The sequence below is a fragment of the Lentzea albidocapillata subsp. violacea genome, assembly GCF_900100275.1.
Lineage (GTDB): Bacteria > Actinomycetota > Actinomycetes > Mycobacteriales > Pseudonocardiaceae > Lentzea > Lentzea violacea.
Map to the genome: position 1 here is coordinate 318,224 of NZ_FNET01000007.1, position 25,895 is coordinate 344,118.

Here is a 25,895-nt window from a genome sequence, read left to right on the forward strand (position 1 = left end):
GTGCACACAAATCCCCGTGCCGCCACATGCTGTCCTTGAAGGATTGTTGGGAGCGCTAACATGAAGACAGCCGACGGGTTCGACCGCAGGACCCTGTTGCGCGGTTCGGTGCTGCTGTCCGCGGGCGCGCTGCTCGGCCCGGCCGCGCTCGACCGGGCCCTCGAAGCGAGCGCCGCCGAACTGCCGACAGGCGCGGCACCCTTCGTCGACTCCTACCGCACCAACGTGCTCGCGAACCTCACCCCGGAGACCAACGCGGCGGTGCGCGTCCTGGCCGGGATGCGGGATCTCTGGCGAACAGGCAGCGCCTGGGACAACGGGGTCGTGCTCAACCGCGACGTGCTCACCGCGAACATCCGGCACGTCGCGCGCATCACCGGCGCCCGGACGCCGGACGAGGCCAAGCGAGCGTTCATCGTGGACCGTCAGCACCAGAGCTACGCGGCCATCGGCGGCCTCGGCCCACTGGCCGAGATGTACCGGGCCGCCGCCTTGGCCGTCACCGGCATCACCTCCGCACCCGACGGCACCCCGCCGTCCACTGTGGACGAGAAGCTGCCGCCGGACGCACCGGCGGGTTCGGCGCTCGGCGCCGGGTCACCGGACTCCGCACTGGGCCAGGTCGTGCTCCTGGTCAACACGCTGCGCGGGCCGTTCGCCTCCGGCAACCCGTCGAAGTACGCGCATCAGTACCCCAGGCCGTGGCGGCTGACCCCGGAGAGCACGGTCGCCCCGGCCGGGACAACCGACGAGTTCGGTTACCCGGTCTACCGTTCGGACGTCGTGGCCGCCCCGCAGTTGCTGCGCCAGCGCAGCTTCAGCCCGACCGACGACGGCGGCTATCCGAGCGGGCACACCAACGCGCTGCACCTGGCGTGCCTGGCGCTGGCCTACGCGATCCCCGAACGGTTCCAGGAACTCGTGACCAGGGCGTTCGACCTGGCCGACACGCGCATCGTGGCGGGCATGCACTCGCCGGCCGACGTCATCGGCGGAAGGATCCTGGCCACCGCGCTGGCCGCCGCGGCCCTCGCGGACCCGCAGAACGCCACCCTCAAGGCGGCCGCCAGGACGCAGGCGAGCGAGTACTTCCGGCAGCGCACCGGCGTAGGCCTGGCCGAGTACGCGCACTCGGCCGACATCACCACGGACCCGTACGCCGACCGCGAGGCCAACGCCGCGCTCGTGGCGTCGCGCCTGACCTACAACCTGCCCAGGACCGGCCGCCGGGTCCCGCCCACCGTGCCCAAGGGCGCGGAGGTACTGCTGGAGACCAGGCAGCCGTACCTCAGCGCGAGCCAGCGGCGGGAAGTCCTGCGTACCACCGCACTCCCGTCCGGGCACGCGTTGCTGGACGGCCCAGAGCAGTGGGGGCGGCTCAACCTCTTCGCCGCGGCCGACGGCTACGGGGCGTTCAACGCGGACGTGCGCGTGGACATGGACGCGAACCGCGGCGGCTTCCACGCCGCCGACACCTGGCACAACGCGATCGGCGGCCGCGGCGGCCTGGCCAAGCGAGGGACCGGCACGCTGACCCTGGCAGGCGCCAACACCTACACCGGCGAGACGCGCGTCGAAGGCGGCACACTAGTGGCCGCCACCGCGACGGCACTCGGGGCAGGCGACATCAAGCTCCGGGCAGGCACGCTACGTCTAGCGACCGACGAGGTCCGGGTGCGGGGCAGCTACCGGCAGAACGCCGGAACGACGCTGGCCGTCACGCTGCGACCGGGCGGCTGCCCCGTGCTGACGGCCGCGCGCCCGATCACCCTGGCGCCCGGCAGCACGCTGGAGATCTCGCTGGAGGACGCCCGCGTAGGCGACGTCCTGCCGGTGCTCGCCGCGCCGGTCGTGCTCGGCCGGTTCTCACGGATCGACGTGGTGGGTGGAGAACATCGGGTGACCGCCCGGTACGGACCGGGCGGTCTCTCGGTGCGGGTTCAGCGGTCGTCGTGAGGTGGTGTGCCGGTTGTGCGGGCGGGATGTTCGACGCGCTGAGGTCGATGCTCTGGAGGTCTTCAGCGTATGCAAAACCCGTACTGCCGGACCCCCGGACGTAGGTAGCATTGCGAGCCGTGACTGCGGCGGACGAGGACAGGACGTCGTCGCGTCTTTCGCGAAGATCGCTGCTCATCGCCGGCACCGTTGCCGCGTCGGTGGTGGCCCTGGGGGCGCAGGCGTTGCGGACCTCCAGCGGTCCGCGGCCGCATGATCCGTTCAACTGGGAGTCGGTGCCCGCGCCTGCCGAGACGAACGAGCCGGTCGAGGTCGTGTACTGCGCGGGGTGGGACCCCGCCACGCGCTCTTCGGTCTCGCCGATGTCCGAGTCGGTCGCACGCGCGCGGAACGTGGCAGGCGACCAGTACGCCGCGGTCCTGTTCGCCGGCGGGGTGGCGCGGGCAGTCGTCGAGGTGTGCTGGTCGGCCCACCACGCCGAGGTGTGGCACATCGACGCGTCTGGCCGCCGCTACCGCGGCGTCGCCTACCGCCGTTGGCCGGACGGGCGGTTGCGGCTGTTCGAGGTCCGTGGCTGGCGCTACGGCGAGCAGGACACACCTGAGTTCGCCGGCGAGAACCCGACGTTCCGGGCCCGCGTTCACCGCACCGCGACCGCGACGGCCGAGAAGGTCGCGGTCTCGGCAGAGCTGTCCAGCGGCGGCAAGCTCGACACCTGGCGCGACTGGCAGAACTGGCCGGAACCGACGCGTCCACCGGACGACGTCGCCGTGCCCGCAGCAGACGGCTGGCCCGCGCTCGCGGGGATGACCGGCCCTGTGACCGTCCGCCCCGGTCCCGACACGGCCCCCGCCACGTTCCCGTGGCGCCCGCCGCACCCGCTGCGCCCCAGGCACATCGAGAAAGTCGTCACCGACGGCTCGCGCTTCCGCACGCAGAACGGTCGCGTCCAGATCATCAAGCGGATCCCGGCGGGCACGATCAGGCTGCCCAGCGGCAAGTTGCTCGTCGCGGACCCCGGCTGGCTCCACACCGACCCCAAACCGCTGACCGCGCCTGCCCCGCCTGGTGAGTACCCGGTGGACGTGTTCGAGCTGATGGAGGACGGTAAGTCAGCCTGGACGGTCGCCTGCCGAGTGACCGTGAAGGACGCGCCTGTCACCTCGTGGGACCTCGCGTTGCTCGACGGTGAGCACGAACTGGACCTGGGCGACGGCGAGTTCTTCGGCAACCCGGTGGACACCGCCACGCTCGCCTTGGTCGATCAGGCCGGCGTCAAGGCGTACCACCAGGCCGACATCGACGCCGCCACGGCCGGAGAGGCCGTCTTTCACCGGCTTTCCGACCCGAAGACCGGCACCGACCTGCTCATCGTGCCGGGGTGGAGCGACGGCGCGTACCCCGTGTGGATCGGACGCACCGAGGACAGTGCCATCGGCTGTTTCGTCCTCGACTTCCGCGTGCCGGAGCTGGCCAACGCTGAGCCCGCCTGATTCACCCACGCCTTCGGCATGAACGCAATCCAGCAGCTCGATCGCGGCATGAGCGGACGTCGTGGCTGTGCGTCGTCTTGGCGTTGCAGGAAACGGCGCCACGTATAGGTGGTGGCGCCGCCGTACTGGTATTCCTCGGCCAGCCCGTTGTGCACGCCCATGCGGGAGTCGTTCTCCCACAGACCTTCGCACATCGTCGCGGCGGCAAGCCAGTTGTCCGCAGCGTCGAGTACACCGGGTCCAGCGCGGTGGGCATGCTCGCCACCACCAGCTCGCCACTGCGGCGAGGAGTGGACGTGTCCACTGTGGCTTTGGCGCCACATCCGGCCACAGTGGACACCGCGAGCACGGCTGCCACGAGGCTGCGAGTGGGCTTCATCGGCACTCCAGTGTGCGTAGGGCGGTGAGTGGCGCTCAGTATGCGACCGCCCCAGCACGGACGTACCCGGAGTTACCGCGAGTGCGGTAATCGTCAGCCGACGATCCTGGCAACCAGGTCGTAGCCGATCCCATAGAGCCTGCTGATCTGGTTGCGGTGCTGAACGCTGCGCCCGTGGCGGACGGACACGACCAATCCGGCATCGCGCAGCCGCCGCAGGTGCCGGGAGACCTGCGGCGGCGTCATCCCTGTCCGCCACGCCAGCTCGGTCGTCGTGCACTGTTCGTTGATCAGGTGGGGGCAGATCTCCAGTCGGCCGGAGTCGGTCAGCACGAGCAACCGCTCCCTGATCTTGTCCAGGGTGTCCGCACCGCGCGGCCCGTGCTGCTCGGCCGGGTACTGGACCACCACCGGCGGCTGGCGCTGCGGCGACCAGCCCTTTACCTTCTCGTCCTTGACCAGCAGATGGGGTTGGCCGAAATGAGAGGGCACGAGCATCAGACCGCGCCCGCGCACCGGCACCGACGCCTGCTGGAGCTTGCTGAACTCGACCGTCTGCTCTGCCAGGTCGATCACGGCGTTCGGCGCGAGTGACCCCACCACCACCCGAACGTAGAGCCCGGCTGTAGGTCCGTACGTCGTCGGCGAGTACTCGGCGGCTTGATCAACGAGTACGAACCTGCTGCGGCTTGATGCGCAAGTCAGGCCTATCGGCCGTGTTTGGCACCCCACAAGCCAGCCAGACGGCGACGTCGACGAGGTCGGCTAGATTCCGTTCGACCAAGACGCAGCGAACCTGTTCTTCCAGCTCGTCGCTCCTCGCTACGTTGCCGGCGGTTAGCCGCGCACGTGTAGCCCGAACCCCGTGCGGCCCGCGGGCTCCAGTCCCTCCTTCAGGTGCAGCGAGGGGATCTCGTAGTCACCGAAGTTCTGCCGCCGGAATGCGATCGGCTCGGTCGACTCCAGGGTGAGCAGACGTTGCTCCCAGGCCTTGGCGACGTCCGCGTAGTCCTCGCTGGTCATCCGGTCGACGCCGTACAGCACGAACGGCGGCAGCGCCTCGATGCCGGGGTAGTAGAGGATGCCGTGATGGATCGGGAACAGCAGATCGTCGATGGGGCCGTTGATCCCGCGAGCGGCGTAATGCGACTCCGGACCACCGGCGGTCACCGACAGCAGAGCCTTCCTGCCCGCGAGGGTGCCCTCGCCGAAGCGCTCGCCGTACTTGGTGTCGCTGTGCACGCCGACGCCGTACGCGAAGTGGTAGGTGAACACCCGGTCGACCCAGCCCTTCAGGATCGCGGGCATCGTGTACCACCACAGCGGGAACTGGAAGATGATCGTGTCGGCCCACAGCAGCTTCTGCTGCTCGGCGAGGACGTCCGGGGTGAGCATCCCTGCGTCGAACGCCCGGCCAGAGTCCAGAGCGACCTTCAGCGGACTTGAGGCATCGGGGCCGTAGTCCGCGGCGTCCACGGCCGCCTTCCAGTTCATCGCGTACAGATCGCTCACCCGTACCTCGTGCCCGACGGCCTCCAATGTGGACACCGCGAGATCCTTCAGCGAGCCGTTGAGCGACTTCGGCTCCGGGTGGGCGTAGACGATCAGCGTCTTCATGGGAACTCCTTCGGATCGGGTGCCTTCGATCCTGGGCGCCGCGGCGCCCGGCGTTCAGGGGTGCTTCTTCCATCGGACGGGACTTCCTGGTACCGGCAGGACCACCTTCACGGGTACCACCGAGGCCATACTGGGGGTATGGACGATCTTGCGGGCTTCCTGCGGACCCGGCGTTCCCGGGTCGACCCGGCGGCCGTCGGCATTCCCACCGACAGGCACCGCCGCGTCGAAGGGCTGCGCCGCGAAGAGGTCGCACATCTGTCCGGAGTCAGCGTTGACTACTACGTACGCTTGGAGCAGGGCCGCGCGACCCAGCCCTCCGAACAGGTCCTCGACGCGCTCGCCCGCGTCCTCGGCCTCGACGAGACCGAACGCGGGCACCTCTACCGGCTCGCCCGGCAGCGGCGCCGCAGAGCGAAGGCGCCGGGCGGGCGGGTCCGGCCGGAGCTGCTGCGCGTCCTCGACCTGGTCACCGACGCACCCGCGCTGATCATGGATCACCGCTTGGACGTGCTCGCCGGGAACCGCCTCGCCGGACTCCTCTACGGCCGGCCGATACCTGGCCTGAACACCGCCAGGCACATCTTCCTCGAGGAGGCCGAGCGCGGCCTCTACGCGGACTGGGAGAACTGCACCCTCGACGTGGTCGGACACCTGCGCCTGGCCGCGGGCAAGTATCCAGAGGACCCCCGCCTGGCCTCGCTCATCGGCGAGCTGGCGATGGGCAGCGAGCGCTTCCGCCGCCTCTGGGCCCGCGCGGACGTGCGCGCCAGGGCACATGGACGCAAGGCGTATCGGCACCCGCTGGTCGGACTGCTGGAACTACACCAGGAGAACTTCGCGCTACCGGACGAGTCAGGTATGGAGCTGCTGGTGCTGTCCGCGGCCCCCGGCAGCCCCGCCGAGGACGGGCTGCACCTGCTCGCGAGCCTGGGCGCGCACAGCGGTGACGCTCACCCCACAATGACCGAAGTATCAGATAGCTGTCATGTCAACGCGGACTCTGCGCAGTGACGCGTCGCGCGCATCAGCGGGCCAGCCGGGTCCAGACGTCGATGAGGAAGAGTATGACATCTGGCCTGGCCGTGGCCGGGCACGGCGAAGGATGCCAATGTCCTAAGTGGACTAAGTTGATGTCCGAAATCCTGTGCACGCTTGGTGATTCGGCTCTAGGCTCTCGTATCGAGGGCGCGTTGTTGTTCAATTGACATGCCATCCGCTGTTCTAGCCGGGGAACTTTCCGGTGAACATCGCCAGTTCCGAGTTCGGGTGTGCGCGGCGTGGCGAGCATCGTGGTGGAGTCGGGGCTTGAGGAACATCAGAACGATGTACGAGGAGAACTCGGGAGGCAAGGGCGCGGCCGCCCTGCCTTGAAGGTGGGCAGGGCGGCCGCTGCTGTCAGTTGCTTGGCGGGTTGTCCCAGGTGAGCAAGATGTAGCCGTCGCCGCCGGGTCACAGGATTGGTTGCTCGAACCGGCGCCACCGTCCGTTCCGATCGAACCATCGACGCCCTGCTCGCCCTTGCGACCGCCGTTTGGAGGTACGCCTCGCCTCGACGCCCATGAAGCCGGTGCTGCCCTGGGAAGCCTCGCCGCCATGGCCGCCGGTCTCAGGCTGGCCAGCCTCACCGCCGTTGAGGACGTTGATTTCGGCGTTGTCGCAGTTCGACCCGCCGGTGTCGCCGTCGCACCCGCCCTTTGACCAAGTCCTAACCGATTAGTCCTCCTTTGAACACGTGGGGGTAGCGCGGCGATCCGGGATCCGAGAAGGTGAGGTCGATCGATCGGAAGCCGCCGGTCGATCGATCTTGGGGGAGACATTCTTGAAGCGATTGTTGCTGCACACGATCAGCTCGATCGGTCTGACCGCGGCCGCGGTCCTGGTGGTTCCGGGTACGGCCTCGGCCGCGCCTGAAGCCGTCGCCGAGCGCGCCGGCCAGATCGAGGCGTATCTGCACACCTATCCTGGGTTGACCCCGGCCGAGGCGGCCGACCGGGTCGACGGCCAGGCGGCCCGGGCCGCCCTGCTGAAGCGCCTGTCGACCGAGCACGCCGCCTCCTTCGGCGGCTCCTGGTTCGACGCCCGCACCGGTGTGCAGCACCTGAACGTCGTGGGCTCCGGCACGGCCGGCTTCACCGGTCTGGCCGCCAACGCCGGTCTGCGGGTCAAGGTGCACCCGGCCGAGTACACGATGGACGAACTCACCGCGCGCACCGACGCGATCCGCGCCGACCGTACGGCGGCCGGGGCCGGACGGCTGGGCGTGGGCATCGACCCGCAGAGCAACCGCGTGGTCGTGGCGGTGACCTCGGCCGCCGCAGCCCGGTCGGCGCTGGGCGCGGCGGCCACCGACCCGGCCGTCGTCACCACAGTCACCACGGCGGTTCCCGCCGTCCCGGAAGCCTGCCACAGCCGGTACAACTGCTCGGCGCCGCTCCGCAGCGGTGTCGCACTCCGGCAGGCCGGCACGAACCTTTGCTCGGTCGGCTTCACGGTCCGAGACGGCAACGGCACGCGGTGGACGGTGACCGCCGGGCACTGCATGCGCCGGGACGGCGAGATCTGGTCGCACAACACGGTCGACATCGGCCCGATCGGCAACGCGTGGATAGGCGACAACATCGACGTGGCCCGGATCCGGATGAACCGGGCGCCGTGGGCCGACGCCTCCGGCGGCTGGCTGTACAACGAGGGCAACCCGAACAGCCCGGTCGCGCTGAACTCTGCCGTCACCCGGTACGCCCAAATCCAGCAGGGCGACTCCGTCTGCCTGCAGGGCTACAACTCCAACGCCCGGCACTCCTGCGGTGTCATCACTCACGCGGCCCACCCGGATTACAACGGCATGACTCGCGTCGACTTCGACGGCTGCCAGGGCGACAGCGGCGGCGGCTGGTACGCCCCCAACAGCGGTAACCGGACCGCCTACGGCACCCACGTCGGCGGTCCGCTGACTTGTCACTCCCAGTACGGCTGGTCTGTGTTCTCGCCGCTGCCGGCGCTGAACGCGTTCTGGGACCGGCACTCGGCCACCACGATCCGGGTCGAGACCCGCTAATCAGACGCAGCGGGTGCGGCCGTCCCCTCGGCGGCCGCACCCATCCGGTTCAGTCGGCGGCCATCCCGCGTTCCCCGCCGAGGGCGATGAACGTCCGCGCCCGCAGCATCAGCCGGTTGCCCTGTCCGGTCGCGTCGAGCAGATCCGCGTCGATCGCGTCCAGGAGCGCCTGCGCCTGCGCCGGAGCGCCCGAGGTGAACGCGGCATCGGCGGCGGCGAGCAACCGCCCGGCCCGGTCCCGGTCCCGGTCGTCGGGTGTCAGCCCGGCCGCGCTTGCGTTCGCCTTCGAGACCGCGTCGATGCGCGACGCGCAGCTCACCGTCGTGATGTGCTGGCAGGACTTCATGGCGGAGAGCGCCTACTCGGCGTCGAGGTTCACGGTGGGCTGGGGCCAGCTTGAGGCCGACGAGCGCAGGCGCACCACGTGGTTGTGCGTGACTGGCCCGTACGCGCGTTGATGCGGTACGGAGCTGAGGCCCAGCTCGTGGTGGTGGGCAGCCACGGGCACGGCGGTTTCGCCGGCATGTTGCTCGGCTCGACAAGTCAGTCACTCGTCTACAACGCGCCGTGCCCGTTAGCGATCGTGCGGCCCGACTAGGCCGCGTTGCCGGCCGACTTCCTCTTTGTCTTGGCGATGAAGGGGATGTCGGCGAACTGCAGCTCGATGCCGAGGCCGCGCAGCTCGTGGCTCAGCCGCAGCAAGCTCACCTGGGACAGCGCGAACAGCGTGTCGACACCGATCAGGGACCGCTGCGCATCGTCGGTGCCTACGTGCCCTCCCGCGACGCCACCCAGGAGAAGACCGAGCGCAAGAAGACGTGGATCGACCGGTTCCACAAGGCCCTCGACAGCACCGCGTCGGATGCTCCGTTACTGCTGCTCGGCGATCTCAACGTGCTGGAGCCCAGCCACCGGCCGGTCCACCGCGGCCAGTTTGCGCCATTCGAGTACGCCTTCTACACCGGCTCGACCGAGCGGCACGGCCTCGTCGATCTGTTCCGGCACCTCCACCCGGACCAGGTCGAACACAGCTGGGCACGCCGCCCGGAACTCGGCTACCGCGACGACCACGCTCACGGCTCGCCGGCGCTCGTTCAGCGGCTCATTGCCTGCGAATACGTTCACGAGACCAGGGAACTCTCACCGGACGGCCCCCGGCTGACCGATCATTCGGGACTCGCCGTCCGGGTGTCGCTGACCGCTGACAGGACGCTGCTAACGTCGGACCCCGCCACGGCGGTCGACGCGCACAACGAGCCGGAGCCGACTCTGTTCTGAACTCCGGCACCACCCGCGCAGGGCACTGCCACCCAGTCAGCCGACCGCGAGGAACGCCCGCCGGATGTCCACCACCCTCACTCCACGCATCGGCGCTCGAGTGCTGCTGCTCGACGCCCACGACCGCGTGCTGCTCATCCACGCCTGCGACCCACACGACCGCGGCCACGACTGGTGGGAGCTGCCCGGCGGCGGCTTGGACGAGGGCGAGGAGCCGGTCGACGCCGCCCGCCGCGAAGTAGCGGAGGAGACCGGAATCGTTCTTCCAGCGCTGGGACGCAAGCTGTGGATCCGGGAATCCCGGTTCCACTACAAGGGGCGCAACCATCACCGCATCGATCACGTCTTCCTGGCTCGTGCCACGGATATGGCACCGAAGGTTGCACTCAAGCCCACAGAGAACGAGAAGGCTGGGCTGATCGAACGGCGTTGGTGGTCAGCCGCTGAACTCCGCGAGTGCACGGACAAACTGCTGCCTGCACAGCTCCCCACTCTGCTTGACGACCTTCTCACGGGCGTCCTGAGCACCACACCGCTGAGGCTGGTCGACTGATTGTCGGTTCGACCTGGCGCTCAGAGGATGAACCACCTGGAGTTCGCGTCCCTTCCCAGCTGAGCGATCCGCCGATGTACCTCGGCGGCTTGCGGTGTTCTTGGCGCTGACTTCCGCGCGTTCGTAGTGATCATCCTCAGCTCACGCAGGTCCCTGAAGACCTCGTAGCCCGACCACTCGCGGACATCCCGCCCGTAACGCTCACAGAACTCGTCGTACTCCTCGGGGGCGAACCCAAACCGCCGGCAGTGGACCTCGATGGTCACGAGGTCCCACTCCACAGGGCCGAAGACCGCACTTTCCCAGTCACACAGGACTGCTCCATGAACATCGTTGTTCCACAACGTGTTCCGGTGCCGGGGATCGCCGTGGATGAGGCCAGGTTCGCTCATCTCCACAAACCGCAGGCGAGCAGCCACATCGTTGAGGAACTCTTCCAGCGCGGCCCGTTCGACTTCGGAGACGAAGGTGCTGGCTTCGATCGAGTGTCGGATCATTCCGAGCGCGTCCAGCTGGGGCAGCTCAAGCGGCATCGTTTTGAGGCTGTGCAATGACAAGAGTGGTTCTGCGATGTCTCCCGCGGAGACCGCTTGATCCTGTGGGAGATAGCGCCACAGGGTGACCGCACAGCCGGCCAGATGCATCGGCTGCTCGATGTCGAGCACAGGAACGGTGGGCACGTGTTGCTCAGCCAGCCATCGCACCAGCTTGACGACGACTTCTGTGTGTTTGATGCCGGGACTGCACGACCTTGACGACCACCGGTGCCGTGGTGAGCTGGTACACCGCGTTCGTCTGGTGTCTGAGCAGCACCATGCCCTCAGGGTCAAGACCTGCTCGAAGGCATGCCTCGATCGCGACGAGTTTGGTGCGGTCCGGCCTGAACGTGAACTCGGTGAGGTGCGTCAGCTCGCGGCCGGCCACCGCCATCAGGTTCCGCTCTTCGGTGCGACGAGCTCGCGCAGTTCGCTTACCGCAGGACGTTCCCATCGCTGCGTGGGAATCGCCTGTACGACATCAGTCGCCCGCTTGAGGACGATGCGAGTGCGGTGTTCTGCAGGCAGATCGAGCAGAGTGCCGACTGCGAGGGCACAAGCGTCGTCGATATCGCCATCGATGGCCTCGCCGACCGCTTGATCCAGCCTGATGAGTGCAGGGTCGATGACGAGTGTCGGATCGCTGCGGTAGCGCTCCAGCGCCTCTTGCTGGACGTGACGAGCACGGTCGAACTCACCGAGGTAGGTGAGCGTGCCGGACAGGTACAACAACAGCAGCCAGGGTCCCGAAGGCACAGGTTGCGCGTGAGTTGAACATGGATCGAACCAACCTGTACAAGTTGCTGGACGGGAAAGACGAGCCCGCCGACGGCTGAGTGGCTCCTTCGCGGGCCGCTCGGAGTCGACCGGGGAGGACCTCTTGGGGGCCTGGTCGCGCACATCCGATCTGGTTACGACAAACTCATGGCGCCGCAGCTGTGGGTTGATCAAGGTGGACTCGCCGACGTGCAGCCAGCCAGCGGGTCGCTGTTGCGGCCAGTCGTGGCACTCAAACCTGAAGTCTGCGGCAGACTGGTTCTGTGGTCGAAATTGCGTACATGGTTCGTGAGGATTGGGCACAGCAGGGCGCCGCGATGCAACAACAAAGCGCCGTGATTCGCGACTGGCTCGGAAGCCCGCCATACGTTTTCGTGATTGTCAACCGGAAGGCTTACGAGTCGGACCGGAGTGCCGACCGTGAGTTCGCGACGTACGTTGCTCGCGACGCTGGAGAACGACGCGTCATTGACCTATCTGATCTCAATGAACTTCGACGCGCTGACAAGGTGGTCGCTCATCCGCTCATTGTTGTGCATCCCTTTGAGGAACGGGATTGTGACTTGCTGCGCGAGATCGTCGCGAGCGAGTCTGTCGCGAGACTGTTCGTCAGCGTTTGGTCACCGGGTGATGTGATCCGTACCTGGCTCGACGGACTATGTGCTGTCAACCTGAACATCGGGTCCGCACATGAGGCGCCAGACGCGGTGCAGCTTGAGGCGGCGAAATGTTGGGTTGATGAGCAGTACAACGGTCTGTCGGGAGGTAACGGCAAGGATGCCGTCGTGCAGCTACTGCGCGTTTTTTCTGCTGCTGGCTATTCGCTCGACGCTGACATTTGGTTGCGCGCCTTCTTTGCGGCGGGTGGTGAGTTCAAAGAGGCTGTCAAGATCGAGAAGATCATCAAGGAGATGAAGCGCGGCACGCGGCATCGAAGCAAAGCACGTTACGGGTCCAATATTCTGAGTGTGCTGCGCGAGCGCGCTGCTGAGACTGAGTGATTCCTGCGGTCCGGTATCTGTGGAATTCTCCAATGTCTCGCGCCGGCCTGCGCGGCGCCGCAGGTGCGCGTCTGGCTCGGCGTAGAGTCTGCCTCGTGGGCAAGGGGGCGAGGAACCGCGCCAAGCAGACGATCGTCGAGACGCCGACGGCCGTCGGTTTACTGCGACGCAAAGGAGAACCCGGACCCTGCGGCCTGTGTGGTGCACGTCGGGCCTTTGGGTCGAGCTCACGTGCCACCCCAGACGGCGGGGAATGACCATGGTGTCCAGCGACACTACCTCCGAGTGAAGACTGTAAATGGCCTGCGGACACAGGCTGTGGTTAGGAAGTCTGACGGCGGAATGTACGTTTATGGGCTATGTCAAGCTTGCAACAATTCCGCTGGAAAGTGGGATCTTGCGTACGCAGAATTGGCTGCCGGGCTCAAGCGTTGTCGGGCGTCGGGCTCCGTCCTTGTTTCGGGTGACCGGATGCGTCTGCCTGCTGTGGAATGTGCCCCTGGCGATGTAGCCCGGTCGATCCTCATGGGCCTTTTTGGAGCGAACCATCGCCCGCGTGACCGGTACTCGGACCTTGCAGCCGGTTTGTTGGCGGCTAGTGAGCCTCTCGCGCTTCCATGAGGGCTTCACCTCCGATTGGCTCGTCCGGTTATTTCCCGCCGTTAGCCTGGAACTTGGCTGATGGATGCTCGGCCTACCTCGACGAGCTAGGTTGGGGCGACGCAAGTTCCTGGTTGTCCATTCCTGCCGGAGAGCGACGAGACGTTAGCATGCTGAGTCCTTCGCTTCCTCTTGTGCAAGATCCGAGTCAAGATCCCCGCGCGTGGGACAGTTTTGTTCACCTGCTTTCTGATGAGATTACGCCAATCGTCGAATGTACTGGCCCTCCTCAAAGTGTAAATAGCTGTAGGTTCCGCGTGAACATGAGCAATGTTGGCGGCGTCAAGTGGTGTTTCCACGCGACGTGATCGCTCGGTGAGCAGTTGGTGTCCGTGGTAGTTGATCACTTGTTGTAGGTGGTGCAGCCGCTCGGCGGCATGAGAGCGCGTTGCAGATCAGCCCATTGACGTGGATTTTGGCGCGGTCGGCGGCGTGTGGTGTTGCGTGGTTACAGGCGCGACGCGAGGCGCCGGGTAGTCAGGTTGTGCTGCGGTACGGATCACGGCTCGACCTCGTCTGAAGGCTCATTGAGCCAACGCCGGTGAGATGGGGTGTTGCGAGCCCTGGGCGACTCGGATGTCCAACTCCTTCTCCAACTCCGACACCCTTCAGGTGTCTACGAAGCACAGGCCATGCGTGGCGACTTAGTTGGTATGCGCGAACGGTGAAACCTGCCGGTCCATTTTCTGGTTTTCTTCCGTTTTTGTTCCTGGTTCGTGCGTGGTTTCGATGATTGGGTTCCTCGGTGCACGAGTACCCACACGACAAGGAGACCGCCTTGCGGAAGAGAGTTCTTGGGGTGTTGGCCGGCCTGCTCGCGACTGTGGGGTCCGCGTTCGGTGTGGCTGCCTCACCTGCGGCTGCCGACACCGTTGACCCCTGGTCCCAGTGCGGCAGCGACTACGTCGTCAAGTACAAGATCGAAATCAAGGAGAGGCAGCCGGTCGGCGATCCCGACAACATCAGCGCGGTCGGCACCCTGTGGGTCATGCGGAATCGCAGCAGCGACACGCATTGCGTGCTGACCACGAAGAAGTACCGCACTGAGCGGTGGACGGCGGCGGGGATCGGCTACGTCTCCGAGTCCGGTTATCGTGTCCTGGACGCCGACAACTACGTCGACTTCGCCGGACCGGCCTACCTGGAACGCAACGACCGGACGCTGAAGGCCTACGGTCGGGTCGGCGACGGCAAGGTCTGGGTGCGCTGCACCACGTCCTGCTGGCTGCATGACTTCGCCTACAGCTGACCGGCGCTCGAGCGTCTCGGTGTCCGGCACTGTGGGTGGGCACCGAGGCGCTCGCGTTCACGGGGTCGCCGTCGGGTCCGGCGGTGTCGGTACGCCGAGGTCGGCCCAGAGCGTGGCGGCGTGCCGGTTGCCGGCCGTCGCGGCCTCGGTGTCGCCCGTCTTCGCCCAGCACCAGGCCAGTCCTTGACGGGCACGGGACTGTTCGTACCGGAGACCGATCTCATCCGCCTGGGCGAGGGCTCGGCGGTAGTGGGCCGCGCTCTCCGTCACCTCGCCGACCATCAACAAGATGTCGGCGATGTTGTTGAGGATCTCCGCGACGAGATCCTTGACGCCGAGTTCGCGCGCCACGGCGAGTGCGTCGTTGTGCCGCTCGGTCGCTTCTTCGTACCTGGCCAGGCGACCCAGAGCCGCCCCCAGGTTCGTCAGCGCCACGCACTGGCCGCGTCTGTCGTTCGCGGAGAGAACCTTCGTCAGAGCGGCGCCCAGGACGTCGACGGCCTGGTCCGGTCGGCCGCTCTGCGTGTACAGCCGGCCGAGCGCGATCAGCGCCGCGCCCTCCGCCCTGCCGTTCCCCATCTCGGAGGCCAGCATGAGCGATGTCGCGAGGTGGGCTTCCGCCGTCGTGTACTCGCCCTGTCTGGTGTTGATCTGACCAATCTGCCGGAGCAGCCCGGCGCACTCGATGCGGTCGTCCAGCGCCGTCGCCAGCTCGAGCGCCTGGGCGTTGTAGTGCAGGGCATCCCGGTAACGCCCGCTTCGTTCACAGGTCATCGCCAAACCGCTGAGGTTGTGCGCGTTCTCCTGCCGTTCGGCGGCCGACGCGTCATCGGACAACGGCATCAGCGCACCGATGAAGTAGTGCTCCGCCTGGTGGTACCGGCCCGCTTGCCAATGGACGTGGCCGAGCAGGCACCGAGCCACGGCGGCACCGAACACATCGCTGGATCGGACCGCGACGTCGAGGGCGGCTTCCGCCAGCTCGTGCGCCTCGTGGAGCCGATCGGTCTGCTGCAGGGCCCAGCTGAGGCCGCCGAGCATGTCGGCCTCCCCGATGAGGTCCGCGGCGCTTCGGGCCGCGGCGAGCGCGAGCCGGTGGCTGGAGATCCAATCCTCGAGGTGCCGACCGTGCTGGTAGAAGGGTCGCAGCCGGTTGGCGATCCGCCAGGCGTGCGGCTCCCACCCGTCGGCCGCGGCGAGCGCGATCGCGGACAGGAGGTTGGCGCGTTCGGTCTCCAGCCAGGTGAGCGCCGCGGCGGTGCCGCTCTCGAACGACGGCGCGGCACGCGCGGCGCGGGTGATCGGCTGGTGCAGCTCCCGGTGGCTGGGAGCGATCGTGCGGCAGGCGTCGACAGCGACCTGGAGCAGGTAGTCCAGCAGCCGTTGCAGTGCCGCGCGATGCTCCTCCGGGTCCTGCTCGGACTCGGCGAGGGTCCGCGCATGTTGCCTGAGCAGGTCGTGGAGGTGGTAGCGGCCAGCGACAGACTGAGCGAGCAGGTGCATGTCGAGGAGATCTTCGAGCACGCGGTCCGTGGCAGCGGGTTGGAGGTCCAGCAGTGCCGATGCGGAGTACGTGTCGAAGGTCGTCATCGGCTGCGCGCCGAGGAGCCGGAAGGAGCGCCGGAGGTTCGGTGGTAGCTGGCGGTAGGACACCGCGAACGCCGCGGCGACGCTGTGGTCACCGACGGTCAGCTCGGCGAGGGAATCGCCTTGTTCGCCGAGCCGAGTGAGCAGATCACGGGGCGTCCAGGCCGGTCGGTGCCGGAGCCGAGCCGCGGCGATCTTGATGGCCAGTGGCAGGTGTGCACACCGGTCGACGATGTCGTCCAGCAGCGGTTCGGCCGGATCGACCCCGCTGACCTGGGCGAACAGTGTTCTGCTGGCTACCGGGGACAGACTGGTGAGCGAGATCGGCACCGCGCCTTCCACGGAGAGCAGCCTGCGGCGGCTGGTGATCAAGATGAGGCACGCGCCAGCATGCGGCAACAACGAGCGGACCTGGTCGTCGTCGGCCGCGTTGTCCAGCACGACCAGCGCGCGCAGATCGGCGGTCTCGTGGCGCCACAACGCGGCCCGGTGCAGCGGGTCCGCCGGGATGTGTTCACCGGGTATGCCGATCTGGCGCAGGAGGAGGACCAACGCTGCCTCCGGTTCGAGCGGCCGCTCACCCGGAGTCGACCCACGAAGATCGACGAAGAGCTGCCCGTCCGGAAAGCGCGAGGTGATGGCGTGGGCGAGATGGACCGCGAAGGCGGTCTTGCCCGCGCCCGCCATGCCGTCGATGCCGCACACCACGCCGTCGACGCCGTCGATCAGCTCGAGGACCGTCGCGATCTCGCCGGCCCGCCCGATGAAGCCCGCAGTGGCGCGGGGCAGGAAGTTCCGGTTGACCAGTGGAACGAACGCCGTAGGCCGTCCACCGCGGTAGTGCTCGATCAGCGCCGTACGCTCCGGCGGCTGCAGCGACAAGGCGTCGGCCAACGCATCGAGCGATCCGCGCCGAGGACGCGCCACCCGCCCGCGTTCGATGTTGCTTATGTTGCGCACGCTCAGTCCCGAGCGCTCGGCCAGCTCCTCCTGACTCAGCCCGGCCGACAGCCGAGCGGCCAGCAACGGTGAGCCGGACGGTGTCCCCATGACGGCGAATTCTACGAGTTTGTGTCGTATCCCGTGCCCGCAATCGCCGCGACAGCCGTGCGCAGCAGCACAAGCGCCGTCGCGTCGTTGACCAGCTCCTCACCCTCCACGATCGTGACGAGCCTCGGCGGCAACCCCAGCCGCTTGCCGATCGACGTCGTCGCCACCGCGTCCGGAGGGCTGATCACCGCGCCGAGCGCCACCGCCGCCGCGAACCCGATCCCCGGAAGCAGCCACCAGATCAGCAGGACCGTACCGAACGCCGACCCGACGACCAGCAGCACCGACAGCGAGCTGATCACCTTGAAGTTCCTGCGGAAGTCCATCACGGGAACGTTCACCGCCGCCGAGTAGAGGATCGGCGGCAGCACGATCACCAGGACCCACTCGGGTTCGACGAACACCTGCGGCGCGCCCGGCAGCTGACTGCACGCCCATGCCGACGATCACCAGCAACACCGGCGCCGCGACAGCCAGCTGCGGTGCGACTTACGAGACAGCCACGATGATCAGCACCGCCACCACGGCGAGCAAGACCATCTCCTGCAGGCGTGCAGTCTGGCCGATCATGCTCGGCCTGGCCGGACGAGCGGCATCGGGTGGCGGTGGTCACCGTCGTGGGCCGGCGCCGACAGGGCGGGCTCCGCTGCCGGCCACCCGCCCAGATTCTGCTTCTCGTGCCAAGATCTTGGCGAAGTGCCGGGCGGATTGCCGGTTGGCTTTCCTGGTGTCCTCGGCGTGCCGGTGGTTTCCTCCGGGGACCACTGACGCGTGACTGCGGGGAGTTTGATCCACCATGAGGCGAACGATCGTGGCGCTGGCCGCAGGCGCCCTGGCGACAGCACTGGTCGCTGGAGCGCCGGTGCGCGCCGAGGAGCCATCGCGGCCCTGGTACAAGGCCGACGTGGCGATGAACTGCCACGACCAACCGGCCGGTTCGGCGCCGTTCTACCACGGCCCGTCGGCCTCGGTGCAGTACGACAACCGGTTCGATGCCGGTCACGTCGTGCCGGACGGCCTGCTCGACCGGTACGTGCCGCAAGGCCTGGCGACCTGGCCGGACTGGGGTCCTGACGGTCAGGACCTGGTGGTGTTGTCCGCGTACCGGGCCGGCGAGCCCGCCGCGCTGGTCGGGCTGAAACCGGGTAGCGGCCAGACTCGGCTGGTCACCATGCCGGAGAACAAGTCGCACGCCGGTGGGGTCGCCGTCGTCAACGGCTGGCTGTTCGTGTCCGGGCCGACGTCCGCCCACGGGCACCCCACCGTGCAGCGCTACCCGCTCGGCGCGGTGCGTACGGCGCTGGCGACCGGCAACCCGCTCTGGCGGGCGGACGGCCACTTCCACGAGTTCACCATGGGCGAGGACGAGCTGAAGCCGTCGTTCCTCAGCTCCTACGGCGACACGCTCTACGTCGGTACCTTCGACTCCGACCACCGCAACCGCATGCATCGGTTCACCGTCAAGAACGACGGCACGCTCGATCGCGTCGGCGGCCCGGACGACTGGATCCAGGTTCCGCTGAAGACCCAGGGGCTCACCGTGACCGGTGAGCACTACATCTACAGCACCTCGCACGGTTCGGACGCCCGAAGCAACATCTACGTGGTACGCAAGGGGTACAAGCTCCTCGACAACGCCAAGACGGCGGGCGACGCCACCTGCTTCCGGGCGCCGAGCATGTCCGAGGGGATCACCGACAGCGACGGGCGGATCTACCTCGTCTATGAGTCGGGCTCGTACAAGTACCGCACCGACGAGTGCGACAAGCCGCAGCCGTTCGAGGGGGACTGCACCCTGAACATCATCGACCACCTGCACCGGACGACCGTTTCGCAGCTGACCTCGATGACCTGATCCACAGCAGCGACGGCAAGGGACCAACGTGAGTTTCGAGGTGGAGCCGCAGGCGCTGCGGCGTTCGGCCGGCGCCGCGCGGGAGGTGGCCGCGGTCGCGCGCAGGCTGCGGTTCGACGCGGTAGGCGACATCGCGGCAGGCCTGCCGGGCTCGATGTCGAGCGAGGCGGCCCCGCGGGCGGAGGAGCACCTGCGCGCCGACGCCGACGCATCGGCGGACAACATGATTGCCTACGCGGGGAACCTGGACGCGTCCGCCGAGGCGTACGAGGCGACCGACCACGACGCTGGGGAGAGGCTCAGCTGATGATCATCTGGGAGCAGATCAGCCGCTGGGATCCCAAGCCGGTGGGTGCCGCGGCCGACCAGGTCGTCACCGCCCGGAACAACCTGGTCGGCTGTCAGAGCGCGGTCGACGCCGCCGAGGTCAAGGACTGGCACGGAGACGCCGCGGACCGGTCGCGGCGGGCCCTGGCCCGGCACCGCGAGGACCTGGAACTGCTGGCCGCCCGGCTCGGCGCGCTCGCTGAGCGCTTGGACGTCACCGAATCCGATCTACGGGCGCTCAGAGACGGCATTGCCGAGACCGACGCGATGGCCGCGCGCCATGGCTTTCGGATAGAGGGCCGGGAGGTGCTCGACGCGCAGGGCCGCGCCCAGGGCGACGGGGTCCTGCGAGAGCTGACCAAGGAGATGATCACCTCCCAGGTGACAGCACTGCTGGTCGCGGCCGAGGACGTCGACCAGGACCTGTACGCCGTGCTGCACGGGATCCGCGCCATCACCGGCCAGGACGCCGGAACCCTCTCCGACGCCGCCGACAGCGGGCGGAAACAGGTCGAGCTGGCCGAGATCCTGGAGGACTATCAGACCGCTGAGGAAGGCCAGGTGTGGTTCCGGGTGCCGGACCTCAGCCTGACCGACCTGCCGGGATTCCACGAGCAGCTCGTCACCGACACCGAGGCGCGAATGCTCGACGACCTGAAGCCGTGGGAACTCAAGGCGATGGCGGGCATCCGTGAGAGCAGTGGCGCCGTGGCGCACGAGCGGTACCCGGACCTGGCAGCGGGGGAGAACGAGGTCCGGGACCGCAGCCACGCCAACGCCTTCAAACACGCCTACTGGAACGCCCTCATGGTGCGGCAGTTCGGTCCAGAGTGGACCGAGGAATACGCGACCGCGCACGAGGCGATCCCTGGCAACCAGGCGAACAACGAGGCGATGGACCTGTACAACAACGAGGTCGGCAGGCGGATCGCCACGGAGAACCCGGACGCGTCACCTGCCGAGCTCGCCGACCTCATCCAGCAGGCCGAACGCGACGGCGAACTGGTCGTCCTCGACGAGGGCGGGCGGCTGCGCCACACCGACGGTGTCGAGCACGGCCAGACCGACGAGCCCAAGGGGCCGACCCGCGTCGATCCCTATCCGGGCCGGGAAACCTACGACCCGTGGTGACCGAGGGCCGCCCGGCCAGGCTCACGATCCGCCGGTGCCGTTCCGTGCCGCGGCGCAGCGGCTGAGCCCGCGCTGGGCCCTGGCACCGCTCGCTGCCGGTCACATCTCCGGTCGCGAGACAGGTCTCCCCCGGCGTTGTTGAGGATCTCCGAGACGAGATCGACGGCCTCGAACTCCTCGGCCACGATGACGCGTCCCCAGGTGTTGTGCGCGGTGATCGCGACCGCGGTGCGCAAGGCGCTCGGTGGCGCCGTCTGAGCTTCGCGCCGTCCCGCGATCGGTTCGAATGCTCCAGATGGGTGTTGCGGGTGTCTGAAGGTGGGGTTCGCTCCGCGGCCCATCGTGAGGGGAAGCCGCGTACGGTAACGATGTATCCGTGATGGAAATTCTTCAGGTGGCAGAACGTAATCGCCGGCGCGCGCTCACGTCGATCGCCGTGGTCGTGCTCACGATAGGCTGGTTATCGCCGCAGGTGGCGCACGCCGAGACCGGTGACCTGACGTGCACCGGCAACTTCCAGTTCGACTTCAGCCCGCCATTGACGGCCACGAGCACGACGGCCGACGCCGTGGTCGGCGGTGGCCTGGTGAACTGCCAGTCACCGAACGGCAGGTACACGCGGCTGAAGTCCGGCGTCAGGACCGGCGAAGGGACCGCGACGCGCCACTTCGGCGACCAGTGCGCCCCGGTGATGACGATCGTCGAGAAGGCGGTCCTGACCTGGAACACCGGCGAGAAGAGCAAGTTCGACATCACCGTCAACACCGACCCGTCAGCGGGCCGGGTGACGATCAGCGCGATCTTCACCAGCGGTCCGCTCGCCGGTGACACGGCCAACGCCTATCCACTCGTCCATCCCAACCCGGACTGCGCCACGATCGGTCTGGCGCAGCTGACATCCGAGGCCCTTCAGGTTTTCTGGGAGTGAGCTGAGCGGAGACGTCGCGCGGGATACCGTTCCGCATCGTTGCGGGCAGGCGGTTCGGCGGAGGCGCGAGTGGGGACGAACGTGGTACCGGTGCTGGCTGCGGCGGTGTCCGTGACGGGTGCGGTCGTCACCGTGCTGCTCGGCGCGATCCTCGAGCGGCGGCGCAGCCGGACGCAGCGGCGGGTGCGGTTGCGGCATGTGGCGAGCCGGTACAGCGTGCCGTTGCTGCAGGCGGCGCACTCGTTGCGTGCCAGGCTGGGAAACACCGTCGCCGAGCAGATCAGCGAGTTCCGTGAGGGCCCGGACCGGTTCGGCGACTACGCCCGTTACGAGAGCCTGTACCGCCTGGCCAGGTACCTGTGCATCGTGCAGATCATGTGGCGTGAGGTGGACTTCCTGGACTTCGGGCGCCGCAGGCACAACCGGGAGCTGATCAAGCGGCTGGTCGCCGTCGGCGGCGCGCTGTCGGACCGCACGACGGGCCGGCTGCTGGTGCTGGGCGGCGAGCAGCGCGCACTCGGGGATCTGATGATCGACCCGGACGGCCCGCCGCGGTGCCTGACCTATCCGCAGTTCCGCGACAGGATGCGGGACGAGCGGTTCGCGGCCTGGTTTCAGCCGCTGCTCGACGACATCGACGCGGTGGTCGGCGGCGAGCCTGTTCCCGCCCGGCACGCCCACGTGGTCAAGGCGCTGGGCGAGCTGACCGAGTTCCTGGATCGGCGCAGGATCGGCATGCCGTGGGGTGACGAAGCAGCCGGGTAGTACGAACCTCGTCCCGGATTCGCCGGTATCGGTTCTCGCGGTCATTTACCGTCGCGGCTGTCCGGACGGCCCTGGTGAAGCGAGGTGGCTCGATGACCGCCTTCGACCTGCGGATAGGTCTGCTGGGCCCGTTCCGGGTGATGCTCGCCGGTCGTGAGATCGAGGTATCCAGCGAGTACCGGCGCGCCCAGCTGGCCGCCTTGGCACTGTGGCTTGGGTTACCGGCGGGCGCGTTGGGCGGTGCTGGCGTGTCGCGCCGTGGTGGGGTTGGTGGTGGCCGCACGGTCGTGATCACCAACCGCCAGAGCGTGCGGTGACACTCGGTGGCCGAGTCGTCTTGCAGACGCCTGCCGGTCGGTGGGTGATCTGAGCCGCGCGATCCCGTTGTGCGAGGCCACCTTCGCCGACTGCGAACGGGTGTTTGGTCATGAGCATCTAACAACGAAGTCGTCCGCTCGAGTTTGGCGTCCTGCGCGACTAGCTTGTCGCTCGCGCGCCAGTGAGCACCGTCAACGTCCCGCCTTGGGCATGAGAGCGCGCTTCGGTGAGAGAACTGTGCGCGCTAGATGATCAGGTGATCTTTAGCGTTCAGATGCGCGGAAGTGGTCAAGTGTGCGCGGAAGCTACATTGGTGACTACCTCGCTGGACGGGTCGCACCGGCGTAATCATCGCCGTTGTAGCGGTAGCCGTCGACCTGCACCGGTTGTCCGAACGTCGGCGCATTGATCATCCTGTCTTGGCCGAGGTAGAGGCCGACGTGGTGGATGTTGCCCGGAGTACCGTAGAAGACGAGGTCGCCAGGCAGCAAAGGTTGACCTGCAGCGACACGTGGCCCTTTGTCGAACTGTTCCTGAGCGGTGCGGGGCAGCGTCACCCCGGCGGCTGCGTACGCGGCTTTGGTCAGCCCGGAGCAGTCGAAGCCCGCGTGGCCTGCGGCAGGGCCGTTTCCGCCCCACACATAAGGCAGTCCCAGCTGTCTGCAGGCGTAGGTGATCGCGGCCAGAGAGACGGCGTTGGGCGCTTGAACGGTATTGCACTGACCGGTTCCGAGGCTGGCCGCTGCCGCTTCCGCGTACTTGGCCGCTTGTTCGAGGACCATGTCGACGTACCAGTTGGCGTGGTTGTAGGAGAAGATTGCCGCGCGCAGGTCGCCTCGGTGATAGGACGTTCCTATGTGGACAGACAACTTGGGGGTCGTCTTGTCCGAGGTGGGGTTCACAATGTAGTCATGGGTAGTGGTGTCACGCCTCAGAAGTTGAGGGAGGCCATCGCGGAAACGATGGCGGACTGCGTGAAGTCGTACGACGTTGCCGACGCGTGCGTCGCGCTAACGTACTGCGCGCTGTACGCCGAACCGGACGGGTTCGACCTCCCGGCGCTGGTTCCGCAGGTGTACGTGCACTACGACCCTTACACCAAGCGTCAACTCGGAAACCGGTCCGGTCAGCTGAAACGGCAGCGCATGGACTTCCTGATGCTGCTGTCCCAGCGTTCTCGAGTTGTGCTGGAGGTCGACGGTCAGCAGCACTGCGCGACGGCCGACGGAGCTGCCGACCCCGTCCGGTACGCCGAGATGGCCGCAGAGGACCGCTCGTTGCGTTTGGCAGGGTATGAGGTCTATCGGTTCGGGGCGCACGAGCTCACCGCCGACCGTGCCGTTGACGGCCTCCGCACGTTCTTCCGCGAGTTGCTCACCGCCCACCACGTATTGCCTGCATGACAGCCCCACGTGCAGTGGATCAGCGGTCCCACGTCACCGGAAGGGCAGTGAGCCCGCCCGTGAGCACATCGTGTCGGACGGTCAGGTCCTTCACGGGAACGGCCAGTCGCATGTTGGGGAAGTGTGGGATCAGTTGGGAGAACACGGCTTGTAGTTCCATGCGGGCCAGTGGTGCTCCGATGCAGTAGCGGAGGCCGTGTCCGAAGGTGAGGTGGGCGGAGGCCTGGCGGGTGATGTCGACGCGGTCCGGCTCGGCGAAGACGGCCGGGTCGTGGTTGGCGGCACCGTTGTCGAGTAGAACGAGATCGCCGGCGCTGATCCTGACGCCGTCGATCTCCATGTCGGCGCGGGCATAGCGGGGGATCCCGCCGCCGCCCTTGCCGGGCGCGCGAAGGATCTCCTCGACAGCGTTCGGGATGAGGCCGGGGTCGTCGCGCAGGGCGTTCCACTGATCAGGGTTGGCCAGCAGGAGCAGCGCGCCCATGCCGATTTGGACCACGGTCGTCTCGTGGCCGGCGAACAACAGCGCCATGGAGAGCATGGCGGCCTCCTCGGTGGAGACGCCGTCGGTCGCGCACAGGCGGGAGATCACGTCGTCGCACGGCTCTTGCCGCTTGGTCTCGACGAGGCGCAGGCCGTAGCCGAACAGGTTGCCGAGACCTTGTTCGGAGACGGTGCGGTCGTTGATGTTCGCGGCGGCCTCCGTCCACGCGCGGAACTGGTCGCGGTCGCCGTACGGCACGCCGAGCAGCTCGCAGATCACGAGGATCGGCAGCGGGACCGCGACCGCGGCGTGCAAGTCGGCTGGAGTCTCCGAGGTGGCCAGTTGATCGAGCAGTTGTGCGGTCAGTGCGTCGATGCGGGGGCGTAGTGCGTGCATATGTTTGGGGGAGAAGTGCGGTTGCAGCAGTGCGCGCATGCGGGCGTGGTCGGCCCGCTCGGTGACGAAGTCTCCCAGCGGGCCGCCGAACAGGGCGGATTCGCCGGTGCGTGCCGCGTTCTGCGGGTCGGGGTGGGATCTGCCGAGCCGGTCGTCGCCGAGCAGCTCGCGCACGTGGGCGTAGTCGGTGACCAGCCACGCGTCGTGGCCCACCGCGGTGCGGATCCGGTGGACCGCGCCCTGGGACTGAAGTACGCGCAGCTGTGGAGGGACCTGCAGCGGCTGGGGCTGCTCGAACGGCAGTTGAGCAGGAGAAACCATGACATGTGCCCCCTTGTTCAGGTCAGCTTGTATAAGTTGACTTAAACAACGCTACTTGTTTAGTCTGCTCTAAACAAGTGGAGGTGTAGCGGTGGTGGCGGGTCCTCAGAACGTGCGGCGCATGCCGCGTGCTCAGCGGCGCGAGCAGATCCTGGACGCCGCGACCCGCGCGTTCGCCCGCACCGGGTACGTGGCGACCGGACTCGACGGTGTGGCGGCTGAAGCCGAGGTCACCCTTGTGTTGCTGTACCGGCACTTCGACTCGAAGGCTGACTTGTACCGGGCTGTACTCGATCGGGCGTGTGCCCGGCTGGAAGCAACGGTCGGCTCCGGTGACTACGACGAGGGCAGCATCTCTGCGCTGCTGCGTGCTGCTGCCGAAGATCCGGATGGGTTCCGCTTGCTGTTCCGGCACGCGGTGCGTGAACCGGACTTCCGTGATGTGGTGAACGGAATGCAGGCGATGTCGGCGGAGGTCACGCGGCGCGAGTTGGCCGCGGTGATTCCGGAAGGCCCATGGCTGGACTGGGCGGTGCAGTACGTGCCGACAGTCACGCTTGAGGCCGTGATCGCCTGGCTCGACGCCGGCCAGCCTGACCCGGATCAGGCCGCTGATCGCATCGCTTTGGTGGTGCACAGCGCCATCCGGGCGGCAAACGGTGTTGACTGACTCGGTCGGTCATTTATGATGGGCGGGTGCCACGCACTCGTTCAGCGGACATGTTCCCGAAGCTCGTCTCGGCCGCGGCCGAGACGTTCATCGCGCAGGGCTT

At 67.5% G+C, this 25,895-nt stretch carries 26 protein-coding genes and 1 pseudogene; 17 read left to right on the forward strand and 10 right to left on the reverse strand.

What is annotated here, in order from left to right; genetic code table 11:
* The first annotated feature begins 60 nt into the window (after positions 1 to 60).
* A complete protein-coding gene (locus BLR21_RS44410; RefSeq protein WP_090007089.1) occupies positions 61 to 1,956 on the forward strand; it encodes a phosphatase PAP2 family protein in 1,896 nt (631 codons plus the stop codon).
* 119 nt (positions 1,957 to 2,075) lie between these two features.
* Complete coding sequence (locus tag BLR21_RS18750) at positions 2,076 to 3,449, forward strand: DUF4241 domain-containing protein (protein ID WP_090007090.1); 1,374 nt, start codon at positions 2,076 to 2,078, stop codon at positions 3,447 to 3,449.
* A gap of 472 nt (positions 3,450 to 3,921) precedes the next feature.
* Here BLR21_RS18750 and BLR21_RS18755 read toward each other — a convergent pair whose 3' ends face one another.
* Together BLR21_RS18755 and BLR21_RS18760 are read right to left on the reverse strand one after the other, a co-directional pair.
* Positions 3,922 to 4,431, reverse strand: a complete 510-nt coding sequence (locus tag BLR21_RS18755; protein WP_143027762.1) for an ArsR/SmtB family transcription factor — start codon at positions 4,429 to 4,431, stop codon at positions 3,922 to 3,924.
* Between the two features lie 234 nt (positions 4,432 to 4,665).
* Positions 4,666 to 5,445: an NAD(P)H-dependent oxidoreductase gene (locus tag BLR21_RS18760; protein ID WP_090007092.1), complete on the reverse strand. Its 780-nt coding sequence runs from the start codon at positions 5,443 to 5,445 to the stop codon at positions 4,666 to 4,668.
* Between the two features lie 138 nt (positions 5,446 to 5,583).
* Between BLR21_RS18760 and BLR21_RS18765 the strand changes: the two genes are divergently transcribed.
* Together BLR21_RS18765 and BLR21_RS18770 are read left to right on the forward strand one after the other, a co-directional pair.
* The gene (locus tag BLR21_RS18765; protein ID WP_090007093.1) at positions 5,584 to 6,459 is read left to right on the forward strand and encodes a helix-turn-helix transcriptional regulator; all 876 of its coding nucleotides are present in this window, start codon (positions 5,584 to 5,586) and stop codon (positions 6,457 to 6,459) included.
* A gap of 808 nt (positions 6,460 to 7,267) precedes the next feature.
* On the forward strand, positions 7,268 to 8,503 hold the full coding sequence (locus tag BLR21_RS18770; RefSeq protein ID WP_143027763.1) for a S1 family peptidase: 1,236 nt from the start codon (positions 7,268 to 7,270) through the stop codon (positions 8,501 to 8,503).
* 49 nt (positions 8,504 to 8,552) lie between these two features.
* Here BLR21_RS18770 and BLR21_RS18775 read toward each other — a convergent pair whose 3' ends face one another.
* Entirely contained in the window at positions 8,553 to 8,849 is a 297-nt protein-coding gene (locus BLR21_RS18775) for a hypothetical protein (RefSeq protein WP_143027764.1), read from the reverse strand.
* 84 nt (positions 8,850 to 8,933) lie between these two features.
* On the opposite strand from BLR21_RS18775, the gene BLR21_RS18780 reads away from it, so the two are divergent.
* The 3 genes from BLR21_RS18780 to BLR21_RS18790 all read left to right on the forward strand — a co-directional run bounded on the left by BLR21_RS18780 (position 8,934) and on the right by BLR21_RS18790 (position 10,334).
* Entirely contained in the window at positions 8,934 to 9,101 is a 168-nt protein-coding gene (locus BLR21_RS18780) for a universal stress protein (protein ID WP_276526496.1), read from the forward strand.
* Complete coding sequence (locus tag BLR21_RS18785) at positions 9,071 to 9,781, forward strand: exonuclease/endonuclease/phosphatase family protein (RefSeq protein WP_256334774.1); 711 nt, start codon at positions 9,071 to 9,073, stop codon at positions 9,779 to 9,781. Before BLR21_RS18780 ends, BLR21_RS18785 begins: the two co-directional genes overlap by 31 nt.
* A gap of 64 nt (positions 9,782 to 9,845) precedes the next feature.
* Positions 9,846 to 10,334: an NUDIX hydrolase gene (locus BLR21_RS18790; RefSeq protein ID WP_090007097.1), complete on the forward strand. Its 489-nt coding sequence runs from the start codon at positions 9,846 to 9,848 to the stop codon at positions 10,332 to 10,334.
* Positions 10,335 to 10,354: 20 nt separating this feature from the next.
* Here BLR21_RS18790 and BLR21_RS18795 read toward each other — a convergent pair whose 3' ends face one another.
* Genes BLR21_RS18795 through BLR21_RS18800 form a run of 3 tightly spaced genes read right to left on the reverse strand, consistent with a single transcriptional unit; the run spans position 10,355 to position 11,602 of the window.
* Positions 10,355 to 10,999: a phosphotransferase family protein gene (locus BLR21_RS18795; RefSeq protein WP_256334775.1), complete on the reverse strand. Its 645-nt coding sequence runs from the start codon at positions 10,997 to 10,999 to the stop codon at positions 10,355 to 10,357.
* Positions 11,000 to 11,021: 22 nt separating this feature from the next.
* Positions 11,022 to 11,258: a hypothetical protein gene (locus BLR21_RS43825; RefSeq protein ID WP_256334776.1), complete on the reverse strand. Its 237-nt coding sequence runs from the start codon at positions 11,256 to 11,258 to the stop codon at positions 11,022 to 11,024.
* Positions 11,259 to 11,263: 5 nt separating this feature from the next.
* Positions 11,264 to 11,602 (reverse strand): hypothetical protein, encoded by a 339-nt coding sequence (locus BLR21_RS18800; RefSeq protein WP_143027765.1) that lies wholly within the window; start codon positions 11,600 to 11,602, stop codon positions 11,264 to 11,266.
* Positions 11,603 to 11,910: 308 nt separating this feature from the next.
* Between BLR21_RS18800 and BLR21_RS18805 the strand changes: the two genes are divergently transcribed.
* A complete protein-coding gene (locus BLR21_RS18805; protein ID WP_090007100.1) occupies positions 11,911 to 12,648 on the forward strand; it encodes a hypothetical protein in 738 nt (245 codons plus the stop codon).
* A gap of 1,438 nt (positions 12,649 to 14,086) precedes the next feature.
* Positions 14,087 to 14,557 (forward strand): hypothetical protein, encoded by a 471-nt coding sequence (locus tag BLR21_RS18810; protein ID WP_143027766.1) that lies wholly within the window; start codon positions 14,087 to 14,089, stop codon positions 14,555 to 14,557.
* A 57-nt stretch (positions 14,558 to 14,614) separates the two neighbouring features.
* On the opposite strand, the gene BLR21_RS18815 is transcribed toward BLR21_RS18810, so the two are convergent.
* The gene (locus BLR21_RS18815; protein WP_090007102.1) at positions 14,615 to 17,194 is read right to left on the reverse strand and encodes an ATP-binding protein; all 2,580 of its coding nucleotides are present in this window, start codon (positions 17,192 to 17,194) and stop codon (positions 14,615 to 14,617) included.
* An 11-nt stretch (positions 17,195 to 17,205) separates the two neighbouring features.
* Entirely contained in the window at positions 17,206 to 17,598 is a 393-nt protein-coding gene (locus tag BLR21_RS18820) for a cation:proton antiporter domain-containing protein (RefSeq protein WP_256334777.1), read from the reverse strand.
* Positions 17,599 to 17,990: 392 nt separating this feature from the next.
* Between BLR21_RS18820 and BLR21_RS18825 the strand changes: the two genes are divergently transcribed.
* The 6 genes from BLR21_RS18825 (at position 17,991) to BLR21_RS18850 (ending at position 22,517) form a co-directional block, all read left to right on the forward strand.
* A complete protein-coding gene (locus BLR21_RS18825; RefSeq protein WP_143027767.1) occupies positions 17,991 to 19,049 on the forward strand; it encodes a hypothetical protein in 1,059 nt (352 codons plus the stop codon).
* Between the two features lie 28 nt (positions 19,050 to 19,077).
* Positions 19,078 to 19,356, forward strand: coding sequence for a type VII secretion target (locus BLR21_RS18830; protein WP_090007104.1), 279 nt, complete (start codon positions 19,078 to 19,080; stop codon positions 19,354 to 19,356).
* Positions 19,356 to 20,507 (forward strand): DUF6973 domain-containing protein, encoded by a 1,152-nt coding sequence (locus BLR21_RS18835; RefSeq protein WP_090007105.1) that lies wholly within the window; start codon positions 19,356 to 19,358, stop codon positions 20,505 to 20,507. The genes BLR21_RS18830 and BLR21_RS18835 overlap by 1 nt, the downstream gene beginning before the upstream one ends.
* Before the next feature lie 394 nt (positions 20,508 to 20,901).
* On the forward strand, positions 20,902 to 21,435 hold the full coding sequence (locus BLR21_RS18840) for a hypothetical protein (protein ID WP_090007106.1): 534 nt from the start codon (positions 20,902 to 20,904) through the stop codon (positions 21,433 to 21,435).
* Positions 21,436 to 21,504: 69 nt separating this feature from the next.
* Positions 21,505 to 22,200: a hypothetical protein gene (locus BLR21_RS18845; protein WP_090007107.1), complete on the forward strand. Its 696-nt coding sequence runs from the start codon at positions 21,505 to 21,507 to the stop codon at positions 22,198 to 22,200.
* Positions 22,201 to 22,292: 92 nt separating this feature from the next.
* Positions 22,293 to 22,517, forward strand: a complete 225-nt coding sequence (locus tag BLR21_RS18850) for a hypothetical protein (protein WP_090007108.1) — start codon at positions 22,293 to 22,295, stop codon at positions 22,515 to 22,517.
* Between the two features lie 318 nt (positions 22,518 to 22,835).
* On the opposite strand, the pseudogene BLR21_RS18855 reads toward BLR21_RS18850, so the two are convergent.
* Positions 22,836 to 23,267: pseudogene (locus BLR21_RS18855) on the reverse strand (C40 family peptidase); the annotation flags it as partial.
* Between the two features lie 162 nt (positions 23,268 to 23,429).
* Here BLR21_RS18855 and BLR21_RS18860 point away from each other — a divergent pair.
* Positions 23,430 to 23,921, forward strand: coding sequence for a hypothetical protein (locus tag BLR21_RS18860; RefSeq protein WP_090007109.1), 492 nt, complete (start codon positions 23,430 to 23,432; stop codon positions 23,919 to 23,921).
* Between the two features lie 19 nt (positions 23,922 to 23,940).
* Here the strand turns inward: BLR21_RS18860 and BLR21_RS18865 are convergent, their stop codons facing one another.
* Entirely contained in the window at positions 23,941 to 25,122 is a 1,182-nt protein-coding gene (locus BLR21_RS18865) for a cytochrome P450 (protein WP_090007110.1), read from the reverse strand.
* Positions 25,123 to 25,243: 121 nt separating this feature from the next.
* On the opposite strand from BLR21_RS18865, the gene BLR21_RS18870 reads away from it, so the two are divergent.
* Complete coding sequence (locus BLR21_RS18870; protein ID WP_090007160.1) at positions 25,244 to 25,792, forward strand: TetR/AcrR family transcriptional regulator; 549 nt, start codon at positions 25,244 to 25,246, stop codon at positions 25,790 to 25,792.
* Positions 25,793 to 25,895: the final 103 nt, after the last annotated feature.